Genomic DNA, 13,218 nt, shown 5'->3' on the forward strand with positions numbered 1-13,218 from the left:
CCGAGTATCACCTGCCTGCCGGCAGCCACCGCCTGTTCATCCTGGTAGGTCGCGCGCGTGTCCCGCGCGACAACCTGGCCGCTTGAGCAGCGGACGTCGCCTTGCCACAAGGCGATCTCTCGTCGTCAGTACTTGAGCCGGATGGATCGTTTCCAGCATGGACGTTCGGGCGCGAACTTTAGGACCAAGGGGACGCGAGATCAATAAAAAAATGCCGCGATTTCGCCTCCGCCTGTCGCACCGCCGGATTGACCTGCTCAGCCTTTACCCCATGTGCATGACAGTGGGATGTCCCCGTCCGCCCAGCGTTCAATCGGATGGACGAAAAACGTCCCGCGCAGGCCTTGCGCCTACACCCGGAACGCACCGATCAGGCGTTTCAGCTGGGTCACCTGGGCGCCCAGTTCGCGGCTGGCCCGTTCGGTCTGGCTGGCGCCTTCCGCGGTGCGCTCGCCGGCCTGGTTGATCTCGACGATGTTCTGGTCGATATCGTGGGCCACGGCGGTCTGTTGCTCGGCGGCGGCGGCGATCTGCTGGTTCTGGTCGACGATCATGCCCACCGCGCCGAGGATATTCTCCAGTGCCTGCTGCACCTGCGCCGACTCGTTGACCGTGCCATCGGCGGTATGGTGGCTGCTGCCCATCGCCTTCACCGCCGCATCGACGCCGCCCTGCAGGCGCAGGATCATCTGTTCGATCTCGGCGGTGGATTGCTGGGTGCGCTTGGCCAGCGTGCGCACCTCGTCGGCCACCACCGCGAAACCGCGCCCCTGCTCCCCGGCACGAGCGGCCTCGATCGCCGCATTGAGCGCCAGCAGGTTGGTCTGTTCGGCGATGCCCTTGATCACATCCAGCACCTGGCTGATCGAGGCGCTGTCACTGGCCAGGCGATTGATCGCCGCCACCGACTGGTCGATCTCGCCGGCCAGGCGCTGGATGCTACCCACCTGCGACTCGACCAGGCTGCGCCCGCTGAGGGTTTCCTGGTTCACGCTGTTCGCGCTGCTCACCGCCATCGCCGCGCTGCGTGCCACTTCCTGGGCGGTAGCGGCCATCTGGTTCATCGCCGTGGCCACCTGCTCGATCTGGCTGCGTTGCCCGGCTACCGCCTGGTTGCTTTCGGCCGACACCGACTCGACGCGCAGGGTCTGCCGCTCGACCTCGCCGACGGTCTGGCTGACCCGCTCGATCAGGTCGTGGATCTTCGCCACCGATTCGTTGAACGATTGTCCCAGCTCGCCCAGTTCGTCACGGCTGCGGGCCTGGAAGCTGACCGTCATGTCGCCGCCGGCGACGCGCTCCATCATTCGCCCGAGATCCTTCAGGGTGGCGCGGGTGGAAACGTAGAAACCGCCGTAGAGGTATAGGATCGCGGCGAAAACCACGGCCAGCGCGGCGACTAGCAACAGCATCTGCGTGCGCACCTGTTGCAGGCGCTTTTGCAACTGGGTATCGAGATAGCCGAGAACGGCGTCGTCGAGCTGGTAGGTCTTGTCCATCGCCGCGCTGACCTGATCGTAGAACTGCGTCCACGGGGTATCCAGCGTCTCGGCCACGATCACCCGGTCCTCGAACAACTGCCCCAGGCTCTTCAGGGTCTCGCGACTGGCCTGGGCGGCCTCCTCGAGCGCCGGTGGGCTGCCGGCCAGGGACTCCTGCAGCTTCAGGCCGTACTCGCCATGCAGTTTCTCGAACTCCAGCAGCAGTTCGTCGAGCCGCGCGCTGGAGGACGAATTGAGGAAACCCTGGCCCAGGGAGTAGGCGCCGATGGCGCGCCCCTTGCTGATGGCCGCCGTCACCTCCGGCGTTATCGAGCCGACCAGCTCGCTGAGCTGGCGCACCTGGCGCTGGCTGTCCTGGCTGAGCCCGGCCTGGGCGATGAGCAACTTGATGAATACCTGTGCGCTACCGAGCAGCTTCTCCGCCCGTGCGCCCTTGCCCTGCAAGGACCCTTCGGCCTCCACGGCCTGCAAGCCGTTGAGCAACCGGTCGCGCTGGGCCTCGAATTCGGCTACCGCCGCACCATCCTCGCTGAGCGGCGCCAGCGCCTCGAGCCGCCCGCGCAGCCCCTTCTGGACGTCCGCGATGCGCGCTTCCAGATCGCCGGCCTTGCCGGACTGGCCGATGACCGCATTGACCTGCAACAGATCGTTGAGGGACTCCAGGCCACGCCGGATCTGAAGTCCGCTACCCAGCAGCGTCAAGCTCTGCAGTTCGATCCGGGTGTCGCTGAACTGGCGATAGGCATCGCGCACCAGATAGAAGCTGGTGATCAGCAGCGGCAGGAAGAACAGCACGCTGATCAGGCCGAACTTCATGCCGAAGCTGAGCCGGTTCATCAGCGCGATAGCGGGATAGAGTACGGTCTTCACCCAGACGTCTCCTGATTGTTCTTATCGTTCTGAGAGATGCCGCCGCGTGGCGACATTGACGCACGGAGTCCGCTCGGTAATGGCCTTTCGAAATCATGCGGACACGTTCACCTGTGTACCCGATATCGGCCTGGTGTTCTGTAACTTAAGGTTAACGGGGAATCGCAGGCGGATTCCCCGTCGCTACGCTCAGAGGAACAGCGCGCAGAAGGCGAACACGGCATACCAGAGCACGGCCGCGCGCACCAGCAATTGCCAGAGCGCATCCAGGCTGGCGACGCCGGCGGCACCCAGTTCGACCGCTTCGACATCGCTGGCGACCCGTCCGGCCTTGCCCAGCAGCGCGGCCGCCGAGATGTCCCAGGCCAGCAGCCAGTGCAGCAGCACGCGGATAACCGCGAGGAAGTTGCCGACCAGGGCGAAGCTCAGCACCAGCGCACGCACCGGCAACCAGTCGAGGATATGCCGGACGCGCGCCGCCTGTTCGCGCAACGCCGGCTGGCGGGCGTGCTCCAGCACCAGTGCCAGCAGGCGATAGGCCAGGGCCGCCACCGGGCCGAGCAAGGCATACCAGAAGATCACCGCGAAGAAGCTCTGGTAGCCCTGCCAGAGCAAATGGCTGTGCACCCGGCCGATCAGTTCGCTCTCGCTGCCGCCCAGGATCCCCAGATCGCGTTCGGCGACATGGAAGGCAGCCTGGGCCTCCTCGCGCCGCCAGGCGTCGCGGAACGGCCCGAGGTCGGCCATGACGTCGCCGCGGCCGAGACTGTAGACCACCACCAGAAGATGCAGCGGAAGGCTCAACCAGCCATAGGCCAGCGGCTGCAGCAATGTCAGCAGCAGGGCCAGCGGCAGCAACGGCAGGACCACCGCGAGCAGCAGCCCCAGCCAGGAGCGGCGGGACACCGAGGGCAGGTCCTCGACCAGGCCCAGCCAGGCGAGCCAGGCGCCATCGCGCTGGATACGCCGGCGCCAGCCGGAGAACTTCTCCAGCGCAAGGGCCAGCAGCAACACCAGGAACGTCATGTTTCCTCCTTGGAATCGGTCAATCCGGCGCGGTAGCGCGACCAGTCGAAAGCCTCGCCGGGATCGGTCTTGCGCTCCGGGGCGATATCGCAGTGGCCCTGGATGCGTTCCGGGGTGATCCCCGGGAAGGCCGCGCGCAACAGCCGCGTCAGCCCGGCCAGGGCAGTGTACTGCGCGTCCGTGTACGGTTCCGTGTCGGTCCCCTCCAGTTCGATGCCAAGGGAGAAGTCGTTGCACGCCTCGCGACCGTCGAAGCAGGAAACCCCGGCATGCCAGGCGCGGTCGTGACAGGAGACGAACTGGGTGATGGCGCCGTCGCGTTCGATGAGGAAATGCGCGGAAACCGTCAGGTGGCGGATCTCCTCGAAATAGGGATGTTCGTTCGGGTCCAGGCGATTCTGGAAGAACGCCTGGACCTTACCGGTGCCGAACTGTCCCGGCGGCAGGCTGATATTGTGGATGACCAGCAGCGACACCGCGTCCCCTTGCGGACGCAGGTTGAAATTCGGTGAAGGGCAGTGGCGGACGCCACGGACCCAGCCGGTAACGGAATCGAAATGCATACGGGCTCCTGAACGAGCCCCCACTCTAATCCAGCGGCGCCGGAATGACGATCAGGCGGGCTCTGGATCGGCCGCTTCGACATGCTTCGAGGAAAGGTATTACCCGCAAGAACGAAAAGACCCGGCATCCGCCGGGTCCTCGAGAAGCGGCTAGGCGCCCTTGAGGCGCCGCAGGTTGCCGATCACCGACTCCAGGGCCCGGTCGAACAGCAAGGCATCGTCCAGCAGGCGTACCGCCTGCCGGCGAAACTCCACCGCCAGGCCCATGCGGGTCTTTTCCAGGACCTTCATCCCGGTGCGATTGACGAAGATGTAGCGACCGGTGGGCCGGATCACTGCCGCCAGCTTGCAGCGCAGCTTGTGCTCGGCGTCCTCCTGGATCTCCACCCAACTGCCGACACGCAGCGCATCGACCCGCAGCAGTGCCTCGTCGTTGTCCGGCAGGCGTACTTCGCTCTCGACAGGCGCCGGGGCGGCGTCCGGCGAGGTCAGGACGATTTCCTCGACCACCCGCAGCATGACCGGCGCTCGGGGCTTTTCCGCGGCCGTGCCCGGGGTCGCTTCGTCGAGCAGGGGGCTGTCCGCGACCGCCGCCTCGCCGCGCTTGTCGCGCTGCAGGCCCTGGACATGCAGGGTTTCCAGCTGGCTGAAGAATTCTCCGGTGGAAAACGGATCGAAGGCTGCGCTGGCCAATCCCTCGCGCAGCGCCTTGAGCAGGCCTGGCACGCGCTCCAGCAACTGTTGGCGGGACAGCGGATCATCATGCGGGCCGACGCTCCAGATCAGCTCGTCCATGGTATCCAGGGCCTCCCGCCACTCGGCCGAAGCCTTGCCATGCTTGAGGCAGATCAGCAGCATCACCTTGCTCCAGGCATCCCGCAGCAGACGCACCACCACCTCCGGCAGGACCTTGCCGAGCAGTCGCTGGTTCAGCACCTGCTCCACGTCCTGACGAGCCAGTTCGGCCTTGGCGCGGCCTTCCTCGGCGTCGCGGGTGCGCTGCTCGAGGAGCTCGCTGCGGCGGCGCTCGTCGCCGGTGAAGGCAATGAAGTCCTCCAGCAACTCGGCAAAGATCGCCGGGTCGTCGACGAAGTCGTTCAACAGCCGCATCACGACCTGTTCGATCTTCTGGTACAGGCTGTCGCGCCGGGCATCATTGTGTTCGGCCCAGCCCAGCGACGCGGATGCGATCTCGTTGAGCAGGCGACGTGCCGGATGGCTACCGCGGCTGAAGAAGGTCTTGTCGAGCAGGGCCACCTTGAGCATCGGGATCTGCATCCGACCGATCAGGGCCTTCAGCGAATCAGGCAGGGTGCGGTCGTCGAGAATGAACTCGAACAGCATCGACACCAGGTTGATGACGTCATCGTCCACCTGGCCGACCACCCGAGAACGGCCGCTCTTGTGGCTGACCCGCTGGAGCAGTTGGTCGACCCCGTCGCGGACGTCGAACTCCGCGGCGCCAGGGCCCGGCAAGTGCTGTTGCAGGTGAGAAAGCAGGCGCATCAGGTCGTTGCTGGAAATCGGCGCGGCATTCTCAGGCGTTTCGCGACGGTAGAAGGAAGGATTGTCGCGGACCTGCGCCAGCAGTTCCTGCAGCGCGCCGAAGACTTCCTGCTGGCCGCCGTCGAGTAGCGCAGCCTGTGCCTGCTGGGTCCCGGCATCGCGTACCGCTTCGGGACGGACAGCGGGCTGACGCCACGGCAGTGCGGATTTGAGTTCCGGCAGCACGCCCGCAGCGACCAGGATCTGGTTGGCCTCGGCGTACAACTGGTCGCAATGGGCCAGGACGTACTTCTCGAACAGCTTGAGAATGATCAGCTTGACCTTGATCTCGACGCCGAGCCCCTGGCAGGCATCGAGGAAAGCCGCGGTCAGCGGACGCGGAGCAAGGGGATTGTTCTTCTCGTCGACCTTCCGGCCGACCAGGGTGTTCAGGCGGGTGCTCAGGTGGGCCAGCGCGGAGGCATCGCGGCTCATCACCCGCGCCACCATCGCGTCCACCGCGACGGACTCCTCCAGTTCCTCGTTCTGTACCAGGCTGAGGCTATCGAAGGACACGGTATCCAGGGTCGGCACGGATTTGCCGGACTGTACCTGGTTGAGCGCCGAGAACTCCTCGAAGACCTTCTGCAGGTAGACCCGCTCGATACTCTTGCGCTTGAGGCGCAGGTCGCGCATGGCTTCGAAGAAAGCGTTCTGTTCGAGGTTGCTGGTGGCTCGGTCGGCCATTTCGAAGAGGGTGTCGTCGGCGTTGTCGAACAACGCCTGCAACGCCTGTTTCAGCTGCAGCGCCGCCTTGTCGCGCACCTGCACGAGGATGACCGGCAGGCGCCCCGCTCCGGCGTTCGGCGACGGCTCGGAAGCGACCCTGGTCAGGTGCACCACATTGGCATCGTTCTGCATCGGGACTCTCCTGCCACCCTCGCGGCCGCGTATGGAATGGCAAAAATCGGGCACAGAGGATCGATTGGCGTCGTCCGTAACGTCAATTTCCAGGCGTCAAAAACAAGTATCTACATTCATTATAGAGATACTTTCAAATCTAGATAGAGGGTTTTCCTATAGACATGACTCTCTTCACACAAGCGAAGGCCGATGAATGGCGGCCGTCCCGACCGGCGCCCAGGCAGGCACAGACGCCGTCCGCCGCGCTCCGTATAATCGCCCGATCTCGTACAGGAGCCCGCCATGCCTAACCTCACCCTTGCCGACCTCCAAGGCGAAATCCAGGCCAACGTCCGTACCGCCCTGGCGGAAGACGTCGGCGGCGGCGACCTTACCGCTCAGTTGATCGATCCACAGCGCGAGGCCGAGGCCCGGGTGATTACCCGCGAGCACGCGACGATCGCGGGCCGCGCCTGGGTCGACGAGGTCTTCCGCCAGGTCGATCCGCGAGTGCTGGTGACCTGGCAGGTGGAGGACGGCCAGCGAGTCGAGCCGAACCAGATGCTGTTCCAGCTAAAAGGTCCGGCCCGCGCGCTGCTCACCGGCGAGCGCAGCGCGCTGAACTTCCTCCAGCTGCTTTCCGGTACCGCCACCCGCAGCCAGCACTACGCCGACCTGGTCGCCGGCACCACGGTGAAGCTCCTCGACACGCGCAAGACCCTGCCCGGCCTGCGCCTCGCGCAGAAGTACGCGGTCACCTGCGGCGGTTGCCACAACCACCGCATCGGCCTCTACGATGCCTTCCTGATCAAGGAAAACCACATCGCCGCCTGCGGCGGTATCGACCGGGCAATCGCCGAGGCCCGGCGCATAGCACCCGGCAAGCCGGTGGAAGTGGAAGTGGAGAACCTCGATGAACTGCGCCAGGCGCTGGAGGCCGGTGTCGATATCGTCATGCTCGACGAACTCAGCCTGGACGACATGCGCACCGCCGTCGCCCTCACTGCCGGCCGTGCCAAGCTGGAAGCTTCCGGCGGAATCAACGAGAGCACCCTGCGCAACATCGCCGAGACCGGCGTCGACTACATCTCCATCGGCACCCTGACCAAGGACGTCAGGGCTGTCGACCTGTCCATGCGCCTCACCCTCTGAACGAATCGCAGGCGAAAAAAAGCCCCGCCGAAGCGGGGCTTTTTATGCGACTGGTGCCGGATAGAGGAATCGAACCCCCGACCTTCTCATTACGAAAGCGATCAAGCCCTCAATCAATTCAATCACTTACGTTATAAATCAGTAGCTTAGCGTATGGTTGTGTCCGACAAAACAGCCTGATACTGTCATTTCTGCTGTCACCATGCTGTCACGGGCTACCAATGAAAACCAAGATCACCAGTCGAACCCTTTCCACACTGACCGCCAAAGATAAGCCCTACCGCATCCATGACACCGCCCAGCCAGGTCTATCGATTCGTGTGCTGCCCAGCGGACACGCCAGCTACATGGTAAGTTGGGGAAGAAACCAAGCCGCGACCCTCGGGCGTGTCGGAGTCATGACGCTGGAGCAAGCCAGACGGGAAGCAGCACAATACCTGGCTGAAGCACATGAGCACGGAGCCCCCCTGGCAGTGACTCTGGGCCGGCGGTCCGCAAACTCCCTAACCCTCCGCGACTTCATTGACGATCATTACTCGCCCTGGATGGCCACCAACCTCAAGAGCGCCGACAAGACCCTGAACCTGCTCAATGTCGGCTTCGCCTCCATCATGGGCAAGCGTTTAAACGAGATCAGCCAGCGCGACCTTGAATCGCAGCGCATGGCCTGGCTGAAGGCCGGGAACACCGACAGCACGGCGAATAGGAAGATGGCTTCGATGCGTGGGGCCCTGTCCAGGGCCATCGAGTGGGGCTTTCTGACCGAGCACCCGATGACACGCCTCAAGCAGCTCAAGACCGACCGCAAGGGCCGCATCCGTTACCTGCTGCCCGACGAAGAGGCTCGCTTACGCCAAGCTCTGGACGACCGCCAAGAGACGATCCGCGCCGAGCGCGACAGTGCAAACAAGTGGCGGGAAGAGCGCCACAAAGCACGTCTACCCGACTTAAGGGAAGTCGCGTTTCCCGACCACCTCAAGCCCCTGGTGCTGTTATCGCTGAATACCGGGATGCGCCGAGGCGAAGTGTTTAACCTGACCTGGGCAGACATTGACCTGGAGAACAAGCTAATAACCGTCGAAGGCGACACTTCGAAGTCAGGACAAACCCGACATATCCCGATGAATAAGGAAACGGTAGCGACCATTGAGGGATGGAGAAAGCAACATCCCCGCAATTCCGGGTATGTATTTCCCGGCAAAGACGGCAAGCGGCTGGATAACGTAAAGAAGTCTTGGGATGGGCTTTTGAAGCTGGCGCGAATTGAGAGCTTTCGGTGGCATGACTTGCGACACACGTTTGCGTCGAAGCTGGTGATGGCCGGCGTTCCCCTGAACACCGTTCGCGACCTGCTAGGCCACTCAGACCTAGCAATGACGCTGCGTTACGCCCACCTGGCACCAGATAGCAAGGCGGCAGCGGTGGAGCTTATCTAGCCTAGTTCTTGAAGAAAATAGTGTGAATGAAGCCTTTGTAGTCAATTTCGATATCTGGATTTTTCTTTATAAAGTCCACATACCGTTTTAGAACGTTTTCCGAGCTTCCAAGTGTTAGCGTATCTATACTTGGCAGCTGCTTTGACTTTACAACCCCCCCGCACTTCTCATCAAAAATCTTTTCCTCTCCTCTAAATATTGATGCTGGCCTAGCCAAGTCCTCAAGAATGATTTCACACATTATTTTATCATCCTCAGACACTGCGTCCGGGACAAGTATAAACAGCCGAAGCTTGAACAATAAAGCATTGTCCGTATATATGGATTCCATTAATTCTTTTAGGTTTATACGGCCATTAACTATTTTCTTTTCCTGAATAAAATTAGGCGCTGGTAATTCTGTCTCCGAAATTGCCAAAGAGAGCAGATCCTCAATTACAGCAGTAGCTGTTTTTCCATTGAGCGCAGCCAATACATCAAGCGTTGACCTGACAAATGGAGTGGTCCGCAAGTGAATTGTCTCTGACCTTTTTCTAACAGCCATTGATCGATCTCCTATCACGTGGTGACGCGAGACTGCCACACGAAGCCACGTCAACACAACCGGATGTGTTGACACGATATGTGGTGCCACAATAGAGTGTTGCCACCTGGCACCTCCCAACCCCGCCAGGCAGGAGAACCCCAATGACCCAAGCAGCACCCCTGGCCCCTCTGGCCGTATCCCCCGAAGACGCTGGCCGCATGAGCGGACACGCCCGTAGCGCGATTTACGAAGCACTGGCGAGCGGCCAACTGCCCTCGTTCAAGTCTGGTCGCCGCCGCCTGATCCTTGTTACTGAACTGAACGCATGGCTGCACCGCCTGGCCAAGGAGAACGCCCGATGAACACGAACGCACCGCAGACAATTGAGTGCCCGGTCTGTGACTGGCTGGAAAACTTGGAAGGTGATGACTGGAACGCCGCGTGCGAAGAGATCGCGGCTTTCGCCAAGCAAGGAGGGAAGGAAGTGCCTGAACAGAGCGGCAACTCTGTCCAGGCGATGACTGTACTGGGAAGCAGAGTCAAGCCTAGTGTGGCAGGCCGAGTGGGGTGTGACAACCGTTCCCCCACCGCCCTGGCAGCTATCGCTACCCTCGGCGCGGAGCTGATCGCTTACCGGGTCAACCGTCGCCCCGAGCAACGCACCCACCTGCTGGCGCTGTTCCGCCGTGCAGCCCGTATCGGAGCCCTTTGTGCGAGTGATCGCGCCACCCTGCGGGCCAGCCTCTTCGCAGGTCAGGAGGTGTCCCATGCGTAACCTGGTGAAGCTCTCCGACTCCATCGGCGGCAACCTGACCGGCGCGGGCTTCGCCTTGGAAACCATCGCCAACCTGCTTGGTGCCGACGGTTGCGAACACTTCCTCAACAAGGACCACATCAACGGTCTGGTCCATGCGGTCCTGACGATCTCGGTCTACGTCAAAGACGCTGGTTACGACCTGTGCGAGGCAGCCGAGATTGCCCAGGAAGGAGGTGTCCAATGAGCATTCGTCCCCTCGAGCGGATCGCCGACGACGCGGTGGAAGCTGTGAGCTATGGTCGGGAGCAGACTCAGTGGCTCGCTGCTCTGGCGGCGGCTATCAAGCTTGACCTCCGGCACGGCAAAGGCGTCCATGCCGAGGCCCTGGCCGGTCTGTCGCACTACTTGAGCTATGACTGCGCGAACTACCTCGACTGCGAGGTCGAGCGCCTGCGCAAAGAGCTTGATGCCGCGGGAGGTGCCCAGTGATTCGGTACTACTGCATCCAGGCCCGCGACAAGACAGCATTCCCCTACGGCAAGGCCGGCCCGATCCGCACCCTGGTTGAGGCAAGCCGGGCCCTGCGCATGCTGCGGCGCGAGCACCCCGGCCAGGCGCTGGAAATCTACGAGTGCGTCTGGTTCCTCGGCGTGGGCGAGTTGGAGTGGGACGAGCGATTCGCCCCCAAGCGAGGTAAGCGCAAAGCCCCGGCGCCCAGGCGCGCATCCAGGGCGGCGGTTCAGACTCCCGCCCTCTCCCCCGGCCTGACCAGCACCGCCCAGGAGGCCTAACCATGACCAATATCCAACAGCGCCGCGAGGCGCTGACGGGATCGGCTTGCCCGGAGAGCGCCGCCCAGCCGGTCGAACTGTTCTACGTCCATCACCCCGAGGTCAGCCGTGCGCTGCTCGGCCCCTTCCTCTCCCGTGCCGATGCCGAGTGCGGTCGGAAACTGCTGCGCAGCGCTGATGCCGTTGTCAGATCCGCCCTGGTCGATGAGGTCAGCCAGTCCACTCGCTGGCATGCCTGGAACAACGGTGAGGTCTGCCGCGCCTTCTTCCAGAGGCAAGAAAGGGTGTCTGCGGCATCCCCATCGCCGAGACAGAGTCGAGATGCTGTGACGGCGAATGCGCCTGAATCGCCAGCCCCGAAGAGGCCACTAAGCAACGGCAGATTCCTGAAAAGCGGAGGAACCAATTGCCGCCCGGATGAACACACGAGCGCGCAATGACCTGTATCGACAGAGCAAGGGTGTAGGGGCGAATAGGCGTGGCCAGAACCCTGAGAAAGTCAAAGGGACGCAACCCAGCGGGAACCTTCGCAGCCTTGCCGCACGTGGTGATGGATAGCGAAGACTTTCGGTCCCTATCAGGAGGTGCGCTCAAGGTGCTGCTGGGTTTGCTCCGGCAGTACCGCGGCGTGAACAACGGCGATCTCAGCGCCACCTTCGCCAGTGCGAGCGAATGGGGCATCGGAAGCAAGGCCACCCTCGCCAAGGCCCTGGAAGAGCTTCAGGAGCGCAACCTAATCATTCGCACCCGAGAGGGCAGGTTTATCAAGCCAGGTGGCTGCTGCGCACTGTATGCGCTCACCTGGCGCCCTATCGATCCGTGTGACGGAAAGATTGAGGTATCGCCTACCACTGCCCCACCACGCAAATTCAGCCTCGAAAGAGCAAAACACCCGGTACAGAAACTGTACCGACAGGGTACAGAAACTGTACCCATGGAGGGCTGACGGACCATGAAAAACACGCTCATGGGTACAGAAACTGTACCGATGGAGAGGTTTCACTTGGTACAGAAACTGTACTCCTTCTTAGATATACCAGGCGCAGCCTGGGATTTAGATCTTCTGATCTACCTCTTTTGCAGTTCAAGAAAGCCCTCAGATGTGCGCGGCATCCGCATCCTCGCTGGCGCTGGAGCCGATCTGGCGCGAGCCCACATCATCCAGGGCCGGATCAACCCTCAAGGTGAGGTCGAGCCATTCGACCCGGCCAGCGATATCGACCTGCTGCGCGAGACCGCTGAGGCCATCGGCAAGGCAAGGCCGGCCCCCATCCCTGGCCTGAACGACCGCGCCAACGACGCTTGGGAGCCTCTGCTGGCCATAGCCGACCAGGCCGGCGACCACTGGCCGAAGTCGGCCCGCAACGCTGCCATCGCCCTGCACGGGCTGGAAGGTGAATCTCCTAGCATCGGTGCCGAGCTGCTGGCAGACGTAAAGGCGGTGTTCGAGGCGAAGAGCGCCAGCAAGGTATTCAGTGCCGATCTGCTCGAAGCACTGGTTGCCGATGAGGAGGCACCCTGGGCGACCTGGAACCGAGGCAAGCCGATGTCGCCCCGACAGCTCTCCGCAAAGCTGGCTGATTTCGGTGTGAAGTCGGGGACTGTCCGCGTCGGTGTCATGACGAAAAAGGGCTACTCCCTCGAGCAGTTCCGTGACGCTTTTGATCGATACCTTTCCCCTAGCACCCCCGTCACAAGCGTCACATCGGCACAAGCCAGTAACGGCGCGGCTTCCAGCCAATCTGGAAGCGTCACACCGCCCCCATCCGTGACGGATAAAAAACAGCTGAAAGCCACGGCTGGCGCGGGCTGTGACGATGTTACGGATAAAACACCCCCTACAAGGAAAGGGACAGGCAAGGCAAAGGCGACTCCCCACGATGAAACCGACCGGGAGGAGCTCTGATGTCTGCTCTCGACTTCCTCACCGAACGCGGTTTCGCCGCCCGCATCAGCGGCAACAAGGTCAGCATTTCACCCGGTAGCCGGCTCACCGAAGAGGTCCGCCAGTACGTCCGCCGGCACCGCCTCGAACTGCTCGCCGAACTGGGCTCGATGGATGGCAAAACGCGCCGCATGCACTGGGCGATCACGCTGGGCGGCAAGCCGCTCTGCACGATGATCACGCCGCCCCTGACATTCGAAGAGGCCCTGATCGAAGCGCGCTGGCGCTGGCCCGGTGCTGGGATCACTGAGTAACACCGACC

At 62.5% G+C, this 13,218-nt stretch carries 16 protein-coding genes; 11 read left to right on the forward strand and 5 right to left on the reverse strand.

What is annotated here, in order from left to right:
• Window positions 1-350: 350 nt before the first annotated feature.
• The 4 genes from M6E97_RS29690 to M6E97_RS29705 form a co-directional block, all read right to left on the reverse strand.
• A complete protein-coding gene (locus tag M6E97_RS29690; protein ID WP_023100226.1) occupies window positions 351-2,372 on the reverse strand; it encodes a methyl-accepting chemotaxis protein in 2,022 nt (673 codons plus the stop codon).
• A gap of 189 nt (window positions 2,373-2,561) precedes the next feature.
• A complete protein-coding gene (gene ampE / locus M6E97_RS29695) occupies window positions 2,562-3,398 on the reverse strand; it encodes a regulatory signaling modulator protein AmpE (protein ID WP_022579591.1) in 837 nt (278 codons plus the stop codon).
• Entirely contained in the window at window positions 3,395-3,961 is a 567-nt protein-coding gene (ampD, locus tag M6E97_RS29700; RefSeq protein WP_003112844.1) for a 1,6-anhydro-N-acetylmuramyl-L-alanine amidase AmpD, read from the reverse strand. Before ampD ends, ampE begins: the two co-directional genes overlap by 4 nt.
• 150 nt (window positions 3,962-4,111) lie before the next feature.
• Entirely contained in the window at window positions 4,112-6,367 is a 2,256-nt protein-coding gene (locus M6E97_RS29705) for a DUF1631 domain-containing protein (RefSeq protein WP_033938763.1), read from the reverse strand.
• Between the two features lie 285 nt (window positions 6,368-6,652).
• Here M6E97_RS29705 and nadC point away from each other — a divergent pair, with 285 nt between their 5' ends.
• Window positions 6,653-7,501, forward strand: coding sequence for a carboxylating nicotinate-nucleotide diphosphorylase (gene nadC, locus M6E97_RS29710; RefSeq protein WP_023100228.1), 849 nt, complete (start codon window positions 6,653-6,655; stop codon window positions 7,499-7,501).
• Window positions 7,502-7,722: 221 nt separating this feature from the next.
• Window positions 7,723-8,937 (forward strand): site-specific integrase, encoded by a 1,215-nt coding sequence (locus M6E97_RS29715; RefSeq protein WP_023082006.1) that lies wholly within the window; start codon window positions 7,723-7,725, stop codon window positions 8,935-8,937.
• A 1-nt stretch (window position 8,938) separates the two neighbouring features.
• On the opposite strand, the gene M6E97_RS29720 is transcribed toward M6E97_RS29715, so the two are convergent.
• Complete coding sequence (locus M6E97_RS29720; protein WP_123809552.1) at window positions 8,939-9,481, reverse strand: hypothetical protein; 543 nt, start codon at window positions 9,479-9,481, stop codon at window positions 8,939-8,941.
• A 143-nt stretch (window positions 9,482-9,624) separates the two neighbouring features.
• On the opposite strand from M6E97_RS29720, the gene M6E97_RS29725 reads away from it, so the two are divergent.
• From M6E97_RS29725 to M6E97_RS29765, 9 genes are read left to right on the forward strand one after another with little or no spacing between them, the layout of a single operon-like run.
• Complete coding sequence (locus M6E97_RS29725) at window positions 9,625-9,825, forward strand: helix-turn-helix domain-containing protein (protein WP_023082007.1); 201 nt, start codon at window positions 9,625-9,627, stop codon at window positions 9,823-9,825.
• The gene (locus M6E97_RS29730; RefSeq protein WP_034054964.1) at window positions 9,822-10,238 is read left to right on the forward strand and encodes a hypothetical protein; all 417 of its coding nucleotides are present in this window, start codon (window positions 9,822-9,824) and stop codon (window positions 10,236-10,238) included. The genes M6E97_RS29725 and M6E97_RS29730 overlap by 4 nt, the downstream gene beginning before the upstream one ends.
• Window positions 10,231-10,464 carry a hypothetical protein gene (locus M6E97_RS29735; protein WP_031653969.1) on the forward strand — a complete coding sequence of 78 codons (234 nt, stop codon included), beginning with the start codon at window positions 10,231-10,233 and terminating at the stop codon, window positions 10,462-10,464. Before M6E97_RS29730 ends, M6E97_RS29735 begins: the two co-directional genes overlap by 8 nt.
• Complete coding sequence (locus M6E97_RS29740; RefSeq protein WP_031653970.1) at window positions 10,461-10,709, forward strand: hypothetical protein; 249 nt, start codon at window positions 10,461-10,463, stop codon at window positions 10,707-10,709. The genes M6E97_RS29735 and M6E97_RS29740 overlap by 4 nt, the downstream gene beginning before the upstream one ends.
• Window positions 10,706-11,011, forward strand: a complete 306-nt coding sequence (locus tag M6E97_RS29745; RefSeq protein WP_023109345.1) for a hypothetical protein — start codon at window positions 10,706-10,708, stop codon at window positions 11,009-11,011. Before M6E97_RS29740 ends, M6E97_RS29745 begins: the two co-directional genes overlap by 4 nt.
• 2 nt (window positions 11,012-11,013) lie before the next feature.
• Entirely contained in the window at window positions 11,014-11,451 is a 438-nt protein-coding gene (locus tag M6E97_RS31155) for a hypothetical protein (protein ID WP_305956564.1), read from the forward strand.
• Between the two features lie 38 nt (window positions 11,452-11,489).
• Entirely contained in the window at window positions 11,490-11,957 is a 468-nt protein-coding gene (locus tag M6E97_RS29755; RefSeq protein ID WP_031629313.1) for a hypothetical protein, read from the forward strand.
• Between the two features lie 6 nt (window positions 11,958-11,963).
• Complete coding sequence (locus M6E97_RS29760; RefSeq protein ID WP_371245790.1) at window positions 11,964-12,917, forward strand: DUF3631 domain-containing protein; 954 nt, start codon at window positions 11,964-11,966, stop codon at window positions 12,915-12,917.
• Window positions 12,917-13,210, forward strand: coding sequence for a hypothetical protein (locus M6E97_RS29765; RefSeq protein ID WP_023082016.1), 294 nt, complete (start codon window positions 12,917-12,919; stop codon window positions 13,208-13,210). The genes M6E97_RS29760 and M6E97_RS29765 overlap by 1 nt, the downstream gene beginning before the upstream one ends.
• The last annotated feature ends 8 nt before the right edge of the window (window positions 13,211-13,218 follow it).

The organism is Pseudomonas sp. B111 (assembly GCF_026428275.1).
Taxonomy (GTDB): Bacteria; Pseudomonadota; Gammaproteobacteria; order Pseudomonadales; family Pseudomonadaceae; genus Pseudomonas; species Pseudomonas aeruginosa.

What these genes read in the sequence shown, in the direction of transcription:
- M6E97_RS29735 (WP_031653969.1), top strand. Translation starts at nt 10,231, where the DNA reads ATGCGTAACCTGGTGAAGCTCTCCGACTCCATCGGCGGCAACCTGACC.
- M6E97_RS29705 (WP_033938763.1), bottom strand. Translation starts at nt 6,367, where the DNA reads ATGCAGAACGATGCCAATGTGGTGCACCTGACCAGGGTCGCTTCCGAG.
- M6E97_RS29730 (WP_034054964.1), top strand. Translation starts at nt 9,822, where the DNA reads ATGAACACGAACGCACCGCAGACAATTGAGTGCCCGGTCTGTGACTGG.
- M6E97_RS29725 (WP_023082007.1), top strand. Translation starts at nt 9,625, where the DNA reads ATGACCCAAGCAGCACCCCTGGCCCCTCTGGCCGTATCCCCCGAAGAC.
- nadC (WP_023100228.1), top strand. Translation starts at nt 6,653, where the DNA reads ATGCCTAACCTCACCCTTGCCGACCTCCAAGGCGAAATCCAGGCCAAC.
- M6E97_RS29715 (WP_023082006.1), top strand. Translation starts at nt 7,723, where the DNA reads ATGAAAACCAAGATCACCAGTCGAACCCTTTCCACACTGACCGCCAAA.
- M6E97_RS29760 (WP_371245790.1), top strand. Translation starts at nt 11,964, where the DNA reads ATGAAAAACACGCTCATGGGTACAGAAACTGTACCGATGGAGAGGTTT.
- ampE (WP_022579591.1), bottom strand. Translation starts at nt 3,398, where the DNA reads ATGACGTTCCTGGTGTTGCTGCTGGCCCTTGCGCTGGAGAAGTTCTCC.
- M6E97_RS31155 (WP_305956564.1), top strand. Translation starts at nt 11,014, where the DNA reads ATGACCAATATCCAACAGCGCCGCGAGGCGCTGACGGGATCGGCTTGC.
- M6E97_RS29765 (WP_023082016.1), top strand. Translation starts at nt 12,917, where the DNA reads ATGTCTGCTCTCGACTTCCTCACCGAACGCGGTTTCGCCGCCCGCATC.
- M6E97_RS29740 (WP_031653970.1), top strand. Translation starts at nt 10,461, where the DNA reads ATGAGCATTCGTCCCCTCGAGCGGATCGCCGACGACGCGGTGGAAGCT.
- ampD (WP_003112844.1), bottom strand. Translation starts at nt 3,961, where the DNA reads ATGCATTTCGATTCCGTTACCGGCTGGGTCCGTGGCGTCCGCCACTGC.
- M6E97_RS29720 (WP_123809552.1), bottom strand. Translation starts at nt 9,481, where the DNA reads ATGGCTGTTAGAAAAAGGTCAGAGACAATTCACTTGCGGACCACTCCA.